We start from the raw sequence: 15201 nt of genomic DNA, 5'->3' as shown, positions 1-15201 counted from the left end.
AAAACCGAAAAAGATGAATTCAAAAGTTGATGATTATATAAAAAATCTTGAAAAATGGCAGAAAGAAATAAAACTATTAAGAAAAATAGCTCTTGAATGTAACCTTATAGAAGATTATAAATGGATGCACCCTTGCTATACTTTTCAAAAAAAGAATATTGTGTTACTACAAGATTTTAAAAATTATTGTGCTTTAGGTTTTGTTAAAGGCGCTTTATTATCAGACTCTCATAAAGTACTGGTGAAAATAACAGAAAATGTTCAAGCTGCTCGTCAAATAAGATTTACAAACCTTACAGAAATTGCAAATCAAAAACCCATTATAAAACAATATATTTTTGAAGCAATAGAAATTGAAAAAGCTGGCTTAGAAGTTGCCATGAAAAAAACTACTGACTTTGAGGTTCCTAAAGAACTAACAGAGGCCTTTGAAGATGTAACTTTAAAAAATGCTTTTAACAATTTAACTCCGGGAAGACAAAGAGGTTACCTCTTACATTTCTCTAAACCTAAGCAAGCTAAAACACGAACAGCAAGAATTAAAAGCTGTACTAATAGAATTTTAAATGGTAAAGGGTTGAATGATTGCGTTTGCGGACTTTCTAAAAGAATGCCTAACTGCGATGGCTCTCACAAGCAACTTAACTCTTAAAAAAGTAAATCTACACCAACATCAACTTTTTAACAAGATCTTCTCCCATTTCTTCGTTAATCATACGAACAATCTTGTCTTTTCCATAACTTAACTCTTCACGCAACACAGAAGAAGACAAACGAACAATTAAGGTTCCGTTTTGTAGCTTTACCTCACTTGTATATGAAGCAACTCCTGCACCCATTAATTTCGCCCAAGCCTCATCTATTTGAATTTTTTGAAACCCTTTTTTTAAATTATTCTCCTCAATAAAACTTCCCATTAAGTCTTTTAACGAAAAACTATCATTTTCTCTTTTAGCCATTTACTTTACTTTGCGCCTTGCTCCTAGCAACGCCATTATAATTTAAAAATCTGATATTCTTGGTTACTCTGCTTAATCACATCCTCTGTGCGTTCTGCATGGGTGTCAGTAATAAAAATTTGTCCAAACTCATCACTATTTACCAAATCTACAATTTGAGCTACCCTATTTTCATCTAACTTATCAAAAATATCATCTAACAACAAAATTGGTGTTACGTTAGATTGCTGTTTAATAAACTCAAATTGCGCTAACTTTAACGCTATTAAATATGATTTTTGCTGTCCTTGGGATCCAAATTTCTTAATCGGATGCTCTCCTATTTCAAAACTTAAATCATCTTTATGAATCCCTGCCGATGTATACTGCAAAATTTTATCTTTCTCTAAATTTTGTTGCAACAACAACTCTAAAGACATATCATGCAACTGACTTTTATAACGCAAATTCACCTCTTCATTCGCTCCAGAAATAATTTGATGCTTTGCATTAAAAATAGGAACAAATGCTTCTAAAAATACTTTTCGTTTATTATAAATAATCGTTCCGTATTCAATCAACTGTTCATCGTACACTTTAAGGTTCAACGCATCAAACGTTCTGTTTGCTGCGAAATACTTTAACAAGGCATTTCGTTGACTTACAATCTTTGTGTACGAGATTAAAGCTTGTAAATACTGTTTGTCTTGTTGCGAAATTACGCCATCAATAAACTTACGACGCGTTTCGCTTCCTTCAACAATTAAATCTCTATCCGCAGGAGAAATAATTACAAGTGGTAATTGCCCAATATGTTCAGAAAACTTTTCGTAGGCTTTACCGTTACGCTTCAACACCTTTTTTTGCCCTCTTTTTAAAGAACAAATAATCTTCTCTTGTCTATCATGCAGTAAATAATCGCCTTCAATCATAAAAAATTCTTGACCATGACGAATATTCTGTCCAGCTATAGAATTGAAGTAACTTTTAGCAAAAGACAGGTAATAAATTGCATCCAATATATTGGTTTTACCAATACCATTATTCCCCACAAAACAATTTATTTTCTTTTGAAAATCAAAAGTTTGCGATTCGATATTCTTAAAGTTAACCAATGATATTTTTTGCAAATACATGAATAAGCGTTGTTTCAAAAAAGAATGCGCAAATTATCGAAAATTTACGAAAAAACGACTTTTAAAATCCAATTAAAAAAACTATTTTTGTCGCCACTAATTTTTTAAGCAACTATGGCTACATACAAGAAAAGAGGTTATAAACCTAAGAAAGAAAAGGTTACACAAGAAGTAGAAGAAACATTTGATGAAACGCAAAGTACTACCGCTGAAGTATTTAATACTTTAGACGAAACTGCAAACAAATCAGAAGAATGGATTGAGAAAAACAGCAAGCCATTATTTTACGGATTGGTAGCTATTGCAGCTTTAATTTTAGTGTACTTAGCTTATAATAAATTTATTGCTGAACCCACACAACAAGAAGCTTCAAATGAATTAGCGTACCCTCGTACATTCTTCGATAAAGCAAATACATCTGCAGGTGCTATTGCAGATTCTTTATACACATTAGGTTTAGAAGGTGGTGATGGAAAATACGGTTTTATTGATATTGCTGATCAATTTAGCGGTACAAATGCAGGTAACTTAGCAAACTATTATGCTGGTATTTCTTACTTAAAAATGAAAAAGTATGAAGAAGCTATCAACTATTTAAGCAGCTTTAAATCTGACGACGAATTATTAGGTCCTACTGCTTTAGGTGCTATTGGTGATGCTTTTGCAGACATCAACCAACCAAAAGAAGCTTTCGATTACTACCAACAAGCAGCCAACAAAAAAGACAATCAATTTACAACTCCTTTATTCTTATTCAAAGCGGCTCAAATCGCTATGGATTTAAAAGAGTACAGTAAAGCTGAAAAATTATACACAACCATTAAAGAAAAATACGCTGATTCTGATCAAGGAAGAGATATTGAAAAATATATCAACAGCGCAAAATACGCTCAGTAATGGCAACAACAAATTTATCTTATTACGATAAAGCTTCAATCCCAAATGCGAAATCTTTTCGATTTGGGATTGTTGTTTCAGAATGGAATCCTGAAATCACTCAAAACCTTCATAAAGGTGCTATTGAAACTTTAGTAGACTGTGGTGCTGAACAAGAAAATATTATTTCTTGGGACGTTCCTGGTAGTTTTGAATTGGTGTACGGATGCAAAAAAATGATTGAAACTCAAAAATTAGATGCTATTATCGCAATTGGAAACGTTATTCAAGGTGAAACAAAGCATTTCGATTTTGTATGCGAAGGGGTAACACAAGGAATTGTAGATTTAAACATTAAGTACGATGTTCCTGTAATTTTCTGTGTGTTGACTGATAATACTAAACAACAATCACTTGATCGTTCTGGCGGAAAATTAGGGAACAAAGGAATTGAATGCGCTGTAGCTGCTATTAAAATGGCTGCTATTAAAAACCAAGAGCGCACATCTAACTCATTAGGATTTTAATTTCTTAAAAAAGAACAGCATAAAAAAGCGAGAAATCTTAAAAAGGTTTCTCGCTTCTTTTTTAACTTTAATTTATCCACAATTTTTGACCACCTCTCTATAATTCAGTAACTTTGAATTTGGACTTATTTGGTGTGATTTTTGTTACACATAAGCTATTAATGAAGCAACATTTTTATGGGATTTATCAAAAGAGAAAATAAAAAGTTCGATTACAAACCTCGTTATTATCAAGGAGAAGGGAATCCTTATGAGATAAAACAAAAGTTTGATCAGTATAGAACTACTATTGGAAAGAAGAAGAATTTAAAAGGAAAATTCAATGCTGCTTTAGACGATCTTAAAGAGTCAGGATACCGATTTAATAAAACAATCGTAATTATCGCATTGATTTTAACGCTTATTTTCTTGTTCATTATCGATTTTGATCTTTCAATCTTTTTCCCTAAAAAATAACTAAATGTCAGATATCATACAGTTACTTCCTGATCATGTTGCAAATCAAATTGCTGCCGGTGAAGTGGTACAACGCCCCGCTTCTGTAGTAAAAGAATTGATTGAAAACGCTATTGATGCAGGCGCTACTTCAATCACTTTATTATTAAAAGATGCTGGAAAAACTTTAATTCAGGTAATTGATGATGGTAAAGGAATGAGTCCTACTGATGCTCGTTTGAGTTTTGAACGTCACGCAACTTCTAAAATTAAAGATGCGCAAGATTTATTCAACCTAAACACTAAAGGATTCCGTGGTGAAGCTTTAGCCTCAATAGCTGCTATTGCTCATGTTGAGCTAAAAACCAAACAGGAAGAAGATGAATTAGGTACACAAATAAAAATTGAAGGTAGTGAAATCGTTTCTCAAGAAGTAGTTTCGACAGCAAAAGGAACAAGCATTGCTGTTAAAAATTTATTTTTTAACATTCCTGCCCGTCGAAATTTTTTAAAGTCAGATACTATTGAAACTCGTCATATTATTGATGAATTTCAACGTGTTGCTTTAGCACATCCGAATATTACTTTTTTACTACACCATAACAATAACGAAGTTTACCACTTAAAAAAGAGTAATCTTCGTCAACGTATCGTAGCTATTTTTGGAACTAAAATGAATGAAAAGTTAGTTCCAATTAATGAACAAACTGATATTATTACCGTAAACGGATTTGTAGCTAAACCTGAATTCGCTAAGAAAAAACGTGGTGAACAATTCTTTTTTGTCAACAATCGTTTTATCAAAAGTTCGTATTTGAATCACGCAGTTGTGAATGCGTTTGAAGGTTTGTTGGAAGGAGGAGCACATCCGTCGTATTTCTTGTATTTAGAAGTACCACCAAATACGATTGATATCAATATTCATCCAACAAAAACGGAGATTAAATTTGACAACGAAAAGGCTCTATATGCTATTTTACGCGCTACGGTAAAACATAGTTTAGGGCAATACAATGTTGCTCCTGTATTGGATTTCGATAGAGATGCTACTTTAGATACTCCATATGACTATAGCAAAAAAAGCGGTTCTTCTATTCCACCGATAACAGTAGATCCTACTTTTAACCCGTTTAAAACGGAAACTAGCTACAAAGAACCTCCTACCAATGGTTCTTCTAAAAGCGTTAGTACACACAGCTATCAATCAAACTTTAAAAAAGATACAGGTAGTTGGGAAGCTTTATATACAAATATAGATACTGTTGAACCTATTCAACAAGAACAACTTTTTGAAACTCAACAAGAAACTGAGACAGGAAAAACTTTTCAAATTCAAAAGAAATATTTGTTGAGCTCTATAAAATCAGGAGTGGTATTAATTCATCAATCTTTAGCACATCAACGTGTTTTGTATGAAGAATTTTTAGAGAATATTACCGTTAAAGAAGCTAGCAGTCAGCAATTACTATTTCCTGTAAATATTTCATTTTCTTCATCAGATATTGAAATGATTTACAGTATAAAATCTGATTTAGAAAGTGCTGGTTTTATGTTTGATGAATTCACAAAAGAAAGTGTGGTTATTGCAGGAATTCCAACTTCAATAACTGAAAGTCAAATAACGCTAATTTTAGAACAGTTATTAGACGATATAAAATTAGAAGTGCCCGATACTAGCTTTAGCCACTTTGATGTAATGGCTAAATCTTTTGCTAAATCATTAGCTATAAAAACTGGTACTTCTTTAAATATGAAAGAGCAAGAAAATTTAGTTAACAATCTGTTTTCTTGTAAAGAACCGACTATTTCACCATTTGGCAAACCAACTTTTAAGACCTTGTCTTTAAATGAAATTGATGCCATTTTCAATAAATAAAAAATTGTATGCCTAGATTAACACAAGCCATAAAGCATTTAATAATCATTAACGTGATTCTATTTTTTGCTCCGCAGTTATTAAATATGGATTTAACCAATTTGTTTGCTTTGCATTATCCTGCAAATGAGCATTTTGGTTTTTGGCAATATATTACGCATATGTTTATGCATGGAGGTCCTGCACATTTACTTTTTAACATGTATGGTTTATGGGCTTTTGGTACTCCGTTAGAACAAATGTGGGGTAGAAATAAGTTTTTATTCTTTTATTTTTCTGCAGGAATTGGAGCTGGATTAATTTATACACTTGCCAATTACTATCAGTTTAACGGAATTTATGAGCAATTAATCGGTATGGGAGTATCGCCTGCTGAAATACAACAAATTTTAGATATGGGAAGGTATAACGATAGCTTAATCACACTTTCTAACAAAGAAATGAGTGAATTTTACAGCTTATACAATTCTCCAGCTGTTGGTGCCTCAGGTGCAGTTTACGGTGTCTTGGTAGCTTTCGGATTAACCTATCCTAACGCTAAACTAGCTTTGATCTTCTTCCCTGTTCCAATAGCAGCAAAATACTTTATTCCGTTAATTATTTTGAGTGATTTATTCTTCGGAATGACGAGTTATTCGATTGGTAATATTGCGCATTTTGCCCATGTTGGTGGAGCTATTATTGGTTTTATTATAGCGTGGTACTGGAAGAAAAATCAATTCAGATTTCATTAATTTAGTATTTTTATAAAGAAGCTATGTGTAATGAACATACTAGATAACTTAAAATATAGATTTAAACACGCAGGGGTAGTTGAAAAGCTTATTTATGTAAACCTTGCTGTATTTTTATTGGTTTTTATCACTAATACCTTTGGGTTTTTATTCCAATCTAAAACTAACTTTATTGTTGAATGGTTTGCTTTGCCTGCCAATTTTAACGATTTTATCACCAAACCATGGACTCTTATTACCTATGGTTTTTTACACACGAGCTTTTTACACATTTTATTAAACTTAATTGCTTTGTTTTATGTTGGGTATTTATTTCAACAGTATTTTACGCCCAAACAACTACTTAGTTTTTACTTGTTAGGAACTGTATTTGGAGGGATTATTTTTATAGCTAGCTATAACTTTTTCCCTGCTTTACAAAATGTTGCTCGTAATAGTGTTTTGTTAGGAGCCTCTGCTGGTATCTCAGCTATTTTTATAGGTATTGCTACCTACATGCCTAATTATGAATTAAAGTTTCCTTTAATTGGTTTTGTAAAATTGTGGGTATTGGCATGTATATGGGTAGCTATTGATATTATTCAAATTCCTGCGGGAAATGCGGGTGGACACTTAGCACACATTGGCGGTGCTTTATTTGGTTTTTTCTACGTTCGTAGTGCCAGCAATAAAGAGTTGGATATTTTTGAATCGATTAAAAAATTCTTTGCTAAAAAAGAACCAAAACTTAAAACAATATATAAATCGGGTAACAAAACTCCTAAAAAAAGCGCTAATAAAACACAAAATCAACAAGATATTGATGCTATTTTAGATAAAATTAGCAAGTCTGGTTACGATACACTTAGTAAAAGTGAAAAAGAATTTTTATTCAAACAAGGAAAAAACTAAATGAGAAAGTATTCGATAGCTCATAAATTTTTATTTTTCATTAATTCAGTTTTTGCAACTGTTTTATTGCTTTCGTATGCGCTTCCATATATTTCTCCTAAAACAATTCCTTTTCTTTCCGTTTTTAGTTTAACTGTTCCATTACTAGTTGTTACTAATATTTGCTTTTTTATTTATTGGTTAATTAAAATTCATAAAAATGCTTTATTATCATTTCTTGTTTTAATTATAGGATGGTTTATTTCTACTCCCCTAATTAAGTTTACGAATAAGGAAATTATACTTAATAATGATTTAAAAATCATGAGTTATAATGTTCGTTTGTTTAATCATTACAAACATGAAAATGATGCAACTACCGAACAAAAAATATACAAGTTCATTAATGACAAAACTCCAGATGTAATTGCTTTTCAAGAGTTTTACAACTCAAAGCTTTTAGACATAAAACTTCCTTACAAGTACATAAAAACTAAGACAAAAACAAATAAGTTTGGATTAGCTATTTACTCAAAATACCCTATCATAAACTCTGGTTCTCTTAATTTTAAAAGCAGTGCTAACAACACTATTTTTGTTGATATTGTTGTAAAAAAAGACACCGTTCGTGTATACAATGTACATTTAGAATCGTTAAAACTTAATCCGAAAAAAGAGAATTTTGGCGAAAAAAGTTCTGAACGTTTATTTAAACGCTTAGAAAATGGTTTTGTGAAACAAGTTGATCAGGTTGATTTGATAACTCAACACGAAGCCACTTGGAAAGGTAAAAAAGTAATTTGCGGAGATTTTAACAACACTGCCTATTCATGGGCATACAACCAACTGGCTACCGATAAAAAAGATGCTTTTATTGAAGCTGGTATGGGTATGGGTAAATCTTTTCGATATATCTACCCTATGCGTATCGACTTTATTTTGGCTGACAAAAACACGACTATCAACCATTTTAAAACGTATACCGATTTAGAATTATCTGATCATCATCCTATTATGACTCGTTTACACTGGTAGATTTATTATTTTGTACGGAATAAAAATGTATTTTTATCCGAATTAAAAATAAATCTATGAAAGAACACTACGATGTTGCTGTTATTGGTAGCGGACCATCAGGAGCTTCAACAGCTTTTTACTTAGCTCAAAAAGGAATTTCAACAGTTATTATTGAAAAAGAAACTTTACCCCGTTATAAAACGTGCGGTGGAGGTTTTGTTTTTAGAGGTCGTAAAAACTTACCTTTTGATATTAAAGAGGTCGTTGAAAAAGAGTTCCATACTGTTGATATTTATTTAGGAGAAAAACTTCACTTTAAGACGCATAGAGAAGAGCCTACTATCTCAATGATTATGCGTGATTCTTTTGACAATCTAATTACTCAAAAGGCAAAAGAATTTGGAGCTACTTTACTAGAAAACCACAAATTAAAAGGATTAACTTTTTCTGATGATATTATTACTCTAGAAACTTCTCAAGGCAATTTTACTGCTAATTTTGTTATCGCTGCAGATGGTGCGTTGAGTCCTACAGCTAAAATGGCAGGATGGAAAGAAGATACCCGTAAATTAATTCCTGCTCTAGAATATGAAGTAGAAGTTTCTGATGAAGATTTTGAACGTTTATCTAAAGAAGTTCGTTTAGACATTGATGCTATTCCTTATGGTTATGCTTGGAATTTTCCGAAGAAAAAACATTTATCTATCGGAGTTGCTTCCGCAAGAAGAACAAAAATTAATTTAAAAGAATATTACCAAGAATATTTAAAAACATTAGGGATTACAAATATTGTTAGCGAATCACAACATGGTTTTCAAATCCCTGTTGCTCCTCGTACAGACGGATTTGTTAAAAACAATGTGTTTTTAATTGGTGATGCTGCTGGTTTTGCTGATCCTATTACAGCTGAAGGAATTTCTAACGCTATTTACAGTGGTAAATTGGCTGCTGAAGCTATAATTGAGAGTAATAAAAAGTCTGAATTAGCTGAAAAGTTATACTTGGAAAAAATATCAGAAAACTTACTTCCTGAAATAAAAACTGGTTTATGGCTTTCTAAATGGTTTTATGAACAAAAAAGTATTCGAAATATTGTATTAAAAAAATACGGCCAGCAGTTTAGCGAAGCTATGGCTGATGTTTTTCACGGAGATAGAAGTTATCCTAAAGACATTAAAAAAACTATTGCGAAACGAATTAAAAATTTAGTTTCTTAAAAATGAAAAGCAGCCTTAAAAGGGTTGCTTTTTTTAAACAAACTTCAACTTTACCCCTTTCTTCTCAGCATAAATTTTAGCCGCTTCATCTAGTTTAAGGTTTTTCTCTTTAAACTCTTGAAAAATTTTAGCTTCAAACTCATTGATTAAGATATAAATTTCTTGTTGAGATTTCCCTTCAAAAAACACCTACTTTCTTTTTTTATTTCATCTTAAGATTGTCTTAAATCTATCGTTCTCTTTCTTGTTCTTGATAGCTCTTAGTATATTTGTTGATCCAAAAAACAAACAACAAAAATGGCTATACACGACTTTATTCTTCATTCGAATGAAACAACTATTGACTTACATAAAATTCATTTAAGTAAGGAAAACAGAAGTTCTTTAAATCAACTTTTAAAAGAGTTTAAACATGTTGCTGTTTTAAACCAATACAAATTACCTGTAGACAACAAATTATTGTTATTTGGACATACCGGATGTGGAAAAACAACAACTGCAAAAGCCATTGCTAAAACGCTAAATAAGAAAATAATCACCTTAAATTTAGGTAGTATTGTTTCTTCTAAACTTGGTGAAACTGCTAAAAATATTTTTGATGTTTTTAAAAAAGCGACGCGAGAAAGTGCTGTATTATTTTTAGATGAATTTGACTACATAGGTAAAGCTCGTGATTACGACAGTAAAGATTCTTCTGAAATGAAACGATTGGTCAACACTGTTATTCAATTAATAGATCAATTACCTAACGATGTTTTATTGGTTGCTGCTACCAATCACTCTGGTGTTATTGACACTGCTTTGTTAAGACGTTTTCAATTAAGATTACAATTTGAGGCTCCTAGTGATGCTGATTTAGATATTTATTATCAAGCTTTGTTACAAGAATTTCCAGAAGAATTTAGAGATATAAATCCTGTATACGGAATTTCTTATGCTGAAGCCAAAGATATCACCTACAGAACTTTGAAAAATAAAATTATAGAAAAAGAAGAATTAAAAAGCCAACTAGTAAATGGATAATATTCAAAAATAACTACCCATTATTCATCAGCGAATACAATTTGCCTGTGAAAAAGCTAACAGAAATCCTAAAGATGTTCGTTTATTATTAGCGACCAAAACCGTAACCCCTGAGAGAATTAACTTCGCTCTTACTCAAGGAGAAACTCTTATCGGGGAAAATAAGGTTCAGGAGTTAAAACAACTTCAAGAAGAAATTAAAGCGCTTCAAATCCCCAATGTAGAAATGAATGAACTTTCTATGGGAATGAGTGGCGATTTAGAAATTGTTATTGAAGAAGGTGCTACTATCGTACGAGTTGGAACAGCTGTATTTGGAGAACGAGTGTATCCTGACAGCTATTACTGGAACGAAGAGAAAAGTGATATTTAGCCCTTTTTTACTCTCCTTAAATCCAACAAATCAATAGGATTGATACCTAAACCGTGTACATTTTTTTGCGTAAATCGAATCACCTCATCGTAATATAACGGAACTACAGGAGCTTCTTCAATAATGATGCTATCCATTTGTTGATAGAGCTTTCGACGCTTTAACACATCAACTTCTTTGATAGATTGTTCGTACAAAGCATCAAAAAATTCATTTTTAAAGTGTGTATAATTAGGTCCGTTTGGAGTAAAGTTTTTACTGTAAAATAAGGATACATAATTTTCTGCATCTGGATAATCGGCAATCCAACTCGCTCTAAAAACAGGAAGCTTACCACTCGCCTTACCTTGACGTAAAGTTGATGGTGGTATTACATCTACGTTGGTTTGCAAACCTATTTTTTGCAGTTCTCGCTGAATAAACTCACATAAATCCAAATAATTACTATTGGTGGTAATTGTAATTTGTGGATTCTCATCTCCTGTCTCTTCTTTGTATTGTGATACTAACCTCTTCGCCTTTTCTGGTTGATATGAATATCCTTGTTGATTATTAAAAGACGGTAATCCCTTCGGAATAAATCCACTTGTAGCAGGTGTACCAATTCCATTTCGCAAAAACTTGATCATCTTCTCCTTATCAAAGCCATAATTCATGGCTTGTCGTATCAGTTTTGATTTTGTTGGATGTTCCTCTTCTCCATCCAGATAAATTCCTAAATATTCTGTATTTAAATATGCTCCTGTTTGCATGCGTACCTTATCCGCATATTTCTCTTTTAAGGTTCCGTCAGTATTTAAAATATCATCTTTATACGAAGCGTCTAAACTCTTCATAAAATCTATATTTCCTTGAATAAACTGTAAAAACTCACTTTGTTTATCTGGTAAAAAAGTAACTGCTACTGCTTCTAAATACGGGAGCTGTTTTCCATTTTCATCCTTTTCAAAATAGAGTGGATTTTTCCTCAATACCAACTTTGTATTTTCAACCCAAAGTTTAAAATGAAAAGGTCCTGTACCTATCGGATTTGCTCTAAACTCATTCCCAAAATAATCAATAGCTTCTCTTGGTACAACCGAGCAATATTTCATAGCCAGCAGCCCTAAAAAAGGTGGAAAAGGTTGCTTTAAATTAATCGTAAAAGTTGAATCATTTTCAGCTTTAAAATTGGCAACATTTTGTAATACCCAACCTCCCGGAGATGCTACATTTTTATCAAGTAATCGATTAAAAGAATATTCAAAATCCTTTGCTACAACGTTTCTTGTAGAGTCTTTTCCAAATAATATATGCTTGTGAAATTGCACATCATTTCTTAATTTAAACTGATAGATTTTTCCATCTTCAGAAATTGTCCAACTTTTAGCTATAGACGGTTTTACTTGCAAACTATCATCTAATTCCACCAATCCATTATACAGCTGATTTACCCCCCATATATTTCGCTGGTCTTTTGCAAAAGCAGGATCAAGAGAAGTAATATTAGAATGTTCGTTGTAACGGAAAACTTGTTTGTCTGTATATTTTGATTTCCTTTTAGCACATGAAAAAAGAATCAATAAACTTAATAATACGACAACTTTATTTCTTCTTACGTTTATTTTTATAGTAGGTTTTATCTGCAATGTAAATGGTTTTAGATACTTCAGCAAAAACAACAGATTCGTCTTTGTTGGTTATTTTAATCTCTTTAATCAGATCGATTTCTTGTTCGTTTTTAACCTGTTCTTTTATTTGCTTTATTTCATTTTCAGAAAAAATAAAATCAACATAAGCATCTTGTTTTACAGGTATTTTAAATTTTATGCTCGCTTCTTTATCCCAAACTACATAGTCATTTCCAAGAATATTCATTAATTGAATCATAAAAACAGGATCTGTAGCAGAAAATAAACTCCCTCCAAAAATAGACCCTACATAATTCTTATTCTTGTATGTAATGGGAATTTTCACTTGTGCTTTCAACAAGTCTTCAGAAACATAATTTATTTTCCCAGTAGATCTTCTATACATGGGAGAAATATTGAATCCGTACTTAAAAATAGTACTCTGTTTTAGGTACTTCTTTAAAAAATTAGAAATTGTCGCGTACATACCTATTTATTGTTTAAAACCATAGTCTCTTTCCGTTTTGTGGTAATAATTACTGTATAATATGAAAATTGTTGTGTCTACTATCATAAAATCAATTCATATTTTGTTTCTGGCAAACCAATATCTTCACTGATAAATTTCTCTATTACCACAAAATTAAATCGCTGTAAAATTTTTGCCGATGCTACATTTTCATCTACCACGCATCCAATCAATTTCTTCATTCCTATGGATTTACAATATTGTATTAATCCTTCACAAAGTTCAGTTGCGAAACCGTTACCCCAAAAACGTTCAATAAATCGATAACCTATTTCATCATTTCCTTCTTCATCTTTTACCAAAGCAACAGTACCTACAAATTCATTATCTGTTTTTCTTTCTATTGCATAAATCCAAAAATCATTCGTTGGATCGTCATAACTTTTTATCAACTGTTCTAAATCTTCCTTACTTTCTTCTAAATTTTTAGGCTCACCTGTAGCGTATTGCAATACTTTCGGATTGCTTTCCAACTCATAAAACGCCTCTAAATCAGAATGTTTTAATTTTCTAACTAATAGTCTTTTAGTTTCAAAAATCATGAATATTATCGTACTTTTGCAAACCTTAAACTGTTAAAAACAGTAGCAGATTAAATAAACTATACGAACTTCTAAAAAATTGAAGACTTGTACAAGACTTTTATTTTTTATTTAGGATAGAGAAAAGATGAATGCAGATAAAAAAGTAGCTTTTTATACGTTAGGTTGTAAATTAAATTTTTCTGAAACCTCAACTATTGCTAGAAACTTTGTTAACGAAGGTTTTGAACGTGTTGAATTTGAAGAAAAAGCAGATGTATATGTGATTAATACGTGCTCGGTAACTGACAATGCTGATAAACGTTTTAAATCCATAGTAAAGTCTGCCTTAAAACAAAACGAAAACGCTTTTGTAATTGGCGTTGGATGTTATGCACAATTGAAACCAGAAGAGTTAGCTGCGGTTGATGGTGTTGATTTAGTATTAGGAGCTACTGAAAAATTTAATGTAACTAGTTACATTAACGACTTAACCAAAAATGAAATTGGTGAAGTGCATTCTTGTGAAATTGAAGAAGCTGATTTTTATGTAGGTTCGTATTCTATTGGCGATCGTACCCGTGCCTTTTTAAAAGTACAAGATGGTTGCGATTACAAATGTACCTATTGTACTATTCCTCTAGCTCGTGGAATCTCTCGTAGTGATACGTTGGAAAATGTACTAAAAAATGCCAAAGAAATTTCAGAAAAAGGAATCAAAGAAATTGTATTAACTGGAGTTAATATAGGTGACTATGGAAAAGGTGAATTTGGAAATAAAAAACACGAGCACACCTTTTTAGAGTTGGTACAAGCATTAGATAAAGTTGAAGGAATTCACCGTTTACGAATCTCTTCAATAGAACCTAACTTATTGAAAGATGAAACGATTGATTTTGTTTCTAACTCAGATACTTTTGTTCCGCATTTTCACATTCCATTACAATCAGGAAGCGACACGCTTTTAAAGAAAATGAAGCGTCGTTATTTACGCAAAGTCTATACAGATAGAGTATCAAAAATTAAAGAAGTAATGCCTAATGCTTGTATTGGTGTTGATGTTATTGTTGGTTTTCCAGGAGAAACAGATGAACTTTTCTTAGAAACTTACAACTACCTAAGTGAAATGGACATTTCTTATTTACACGTTTTCACCTATTCTGAAAGACCGAATACAGAAGCGGTTGAAATGGATGGTGTCGTACCTAAAAATATACGTACAAAACGTAGTAAAATGTTACGCGGGTTGTCTGTTAAAAAACGTAGAGCTTTCTACGAAAGTCAAATAGGAAACACACTTACTGTTTTATTTGAAGGTGAAAATAAAGAAGGCTACATTCACGGATTTACCGAAAACTACGTTAAAGTAAAAGCCGCTTGGAATCCAGACTTGGTGAACACACTACATAAGGTTACTTTAACTAAGATTGATGAAGATGGTTTAGTGCGTTTTGATTTTGTAGATGCTGAAGTTATTGCTTAACTTGTCAACTAGTTTACAAAATCAGCAAAAACAACC

At 31.8% G+C, this 15201-nt stretch carries 18 protein-coding genes; 12 read left to right on the top strand and 6 right to left on the bottom strand.

All coding sequences use genetic code 11. The features are described 5' to 3' along the window. Window positions 1-13 precede the first annotated feature (13 nt). Window positions 14-652 carry a YdeI/OmpD-associated family protein gene (locus tag AC3VI6_RS09840; protein WP_497706037.1) on the top strand — a complete coding sequence of 213 codons (639 nt, stop codon included), beginning with the start codon at window positions 14-16 and terminating at the stop codon, window positions 650-652. A 10-nt stretch (window positions 653-662) separates the two neighbouring features. On the opposite strand, the gene AC3VI6_RS09835 is transcribed toward AC3VI6_RS09840, so the two are convergent. Both AC3VI6_RS09835 and recF read right to left on the bottom strand, forming a co-directional pair. Further along, window positions 663-959 carry a DciA family protein gene (locus tag AC3VI6_RS09835; protein WP_497706036.1) on the bottom strand — a complete coding sequence of 99 codons (297 nt, stop codon included), beginning with the start codon at window positions 957-959 and terminating at the stop codon, window positions 663-665. A gap of 35 nt (window positions 960-994) precedes the next feature. Beyond that, a complete protein-coding gene (gene recF, locus AC3VI6_RS09830) occupies window positions 995-2074 on the bottom strand; it encodes a DNA replication/repair protein RecF (RefSeq protein ID WP_497706035.1) in 1080 nt (359 codons plus the stop codon). Window positions 2075-2188: 114 nt separating this feature from the next. Between recF and AC3VI6_RS09825 the strand changes: the two genes are divergently transcribed. From AC3VI6_RS09825 to AC3VI6_RS09790, 8 genes are all read left to right on the top strand, one after another. Continuing rightward, window positions 2189-2971, top strand: a complete 783-nt coding sequence (locus AC3VI6_RS09825; RefSeq protein WP_497706034.1) for a tetratricopeptide repeat protein — start codon at window positions 2189-2191, stop codon at window positions 2969-2971. After that, window positions 2971-3477 (top strand): 6,7-dimethyl-8-ribityllumazine synthase, encoded by a 507-nt coding sequence (ribH, locus tag AC3VI6_RS09820; RefSeq protein ID WP_274633536.1) that lies wholly within the window; start codon window positions 2971-2973, stop codon window positions 3475-3477. The genes AC3VI6_RS09825 and ribH overlap by 1 nt, the downstream gene beginning before the upstream one ends. Before the next feature lie 177 nt (window positions 3478-3654). Beyond that, on the top strand, window positions 3655-3933 hold the full coding sequence (locus AC3VI6_RS09815) for a riboflavin synthase subunit beta (RefSeq protein ID WP_274633535.1): 279 nt from the start codon (window positions 3655-3657) through the stop codon (window positions 3931-3933). 4 nt (window positions 3934-3937) lie between these two features. Next, entirely contained in the window at window positions 3938-5788 is a 1851-nt protein-coding gene (gene mutL, locus AC3VI6_RS09810) for a DNA mismatch repair endonuclease MutL (RefSeq protein WP_497706033.1), read from the top strand. 8 nt (window positions 5789-5796) lie between these two features. Continuing rightward, window positions 5797-6522, top strand: a complete 726-nt coding sequence (locus AC3VI6_RS09805; protein WP_435254463.1) for a rhomboid family intramembrane serine protease — start codon at window positions 5797-5799, stop codon at window positions 6520-6522. A 30-nt stretch (window positions 6523-6552) separates the two neighbouring features. Next, complete coding sequence (locus AC3VI6_RS09800; RefSeq protein ID WP_497706032.1) at window positions 6553-7413, top strand: rhomboid family intramembrane serine protease; 861 nt, start codon at window positions 6553-6555, stop codon at window positions 7411-7413. Then, window positions 7414-8427 (top strand): endonuclease/exonuclease/phosphatase family protein, encoded by a 1014-nt coding sequence (locus AC3VI6_RS09795; RefSeq protein ID WP_497706031.1) that lies wholly within the window; start codon window positions 7414-7416, stop codon window positions 8425-8427. Window positions 8428-8483: 56 nt separating this feature from the next. Continuing rightward, window positions 8484-9626, top strand: coding sequence for a geranylgeranyl reductase family protein (locus AC3VI6_RS09790; protein WP_497706030.1), 1143 nt, complete (start codon window positions 8484-8486; stop codon window positions 9624-9626). Window positions 9627-9659: 33 nt separating this feature from the next. Here AC3VI6_RS09790 and AC3VI6_RS09785 read toward each other — a convergent pair whose 3' ends face one another. Beyond that, window positions 9660-9815, bottom strand: a complete 156-nt coding sequence (locus tag AC3VI6_RS09785) for a hypothetical protein (RefSeq protein WP_497706029.1) — start codon at window positions 9813-9815, stop codon at window positions 9660-9662. 108 nt (window positions 9816-9923) lie between these two features. On the opposite strand from AC3VI6_RS09785, the gene AC3VI6_RS09780 reads away from it, so the two are divergent. After that, window positions 9924-10649 carry an AAA family ATPase gene (locus tag AC3VI6_RS09780; RefSeq protein ID WP_497706028.1) on the top strand — a complete coding sequence of 242 codons (726 nt, stop codon included), beginning with the start codon at window positions 9924-9926 and terminating at the stop codon, window positions 10647-10649. 19 nt (window positions 10650-10668) lie between these two features. Beyond that, entirely contained in the window at window positions 10669-11022 is a 354-nt protein-coding gene (locus AC3VI6_RS09775; RefSeq protein WP_497706586.1) for a hypothetical protein, read from the top strand. Here the strand turns inward: AC3VI6_RS09775 and AC3VI6_RS09770 are convergent. From AC3VI6_RS09770 to AC3VI6_RS09760, 3 genes are all read right to left on the bottom strand, one after another. Continuing rightward, window positions 11019-12650: an ABC transporter substrate-binding protein gene (locus AC3VI6_RS09770; protein ID WP_497706027.1), complete on the bottom strand. Its 1632-nt coding sequence runs from the start codon at window positions 12648-12650 to the stop codon at window positions 11019-11021. The genes AC3VI6_RS09775 and AC3VI6_RS09770 overlap by 4 nt on opposite strands. Further along, a complete protein-coding gene (locus tag AC3VI6_RS09765; RefSeq protein WP_497706026.1) occupies window positions 12607-13119 on the bottom strand; it encodes a DUF4442 domain-containing protein in 513 nt (170 codons plus the stop codon). The genes AC3VI6_RS09770 and AC3VI6_RS09765 overlap by 44 nt, the downstream gene beginning before the upstream one ends. 83 nt (window positions 13120-13202) lie before the next feature. Next, the gene (locus tag AC3VI6_RS09760; RefSeq protein ID WP_497706025.1) at window positions 13203-13703 is read right to left on the bottom strand and encodes a GNAT family N-acetyltransferase; all 501 of its coding nucleotides are present in this window, start codon (window positions 13701-13703) and stop codon (window positions 13203-13205) included. A 127-nt stretch (window positions 13704-13830) separates the two neighbouring features. On the opposite strand from AC3VI6_RS09760, the gene mtaB reads away from it, so the two are divergent. Beyond that, window positions 13831-15165: a tRNA (N(6)-L-threonylcarbamoyladenosine(37)-C(2))-methylthiotransferase MtaB gene (gene mtaB / locus AC3VI6_RS09755; protein WP_497706024.1), complete on the top strand. Its 1335-nt coding sequence runs from the start codon at window positions 13831-13833 to the stop codon at window positions 15163-15165. Window positions 15166-15201: the final 36 nt, after the last annotated feature.

The organism is Tenacibaculum sp. TB-56 (assembly GCF_059716275.2).
The sequence above is the reverse complement of the archived record's forward strand: the minus strand, read 5'-3'. Positions and strand labels throughout refer to the sequence as shown.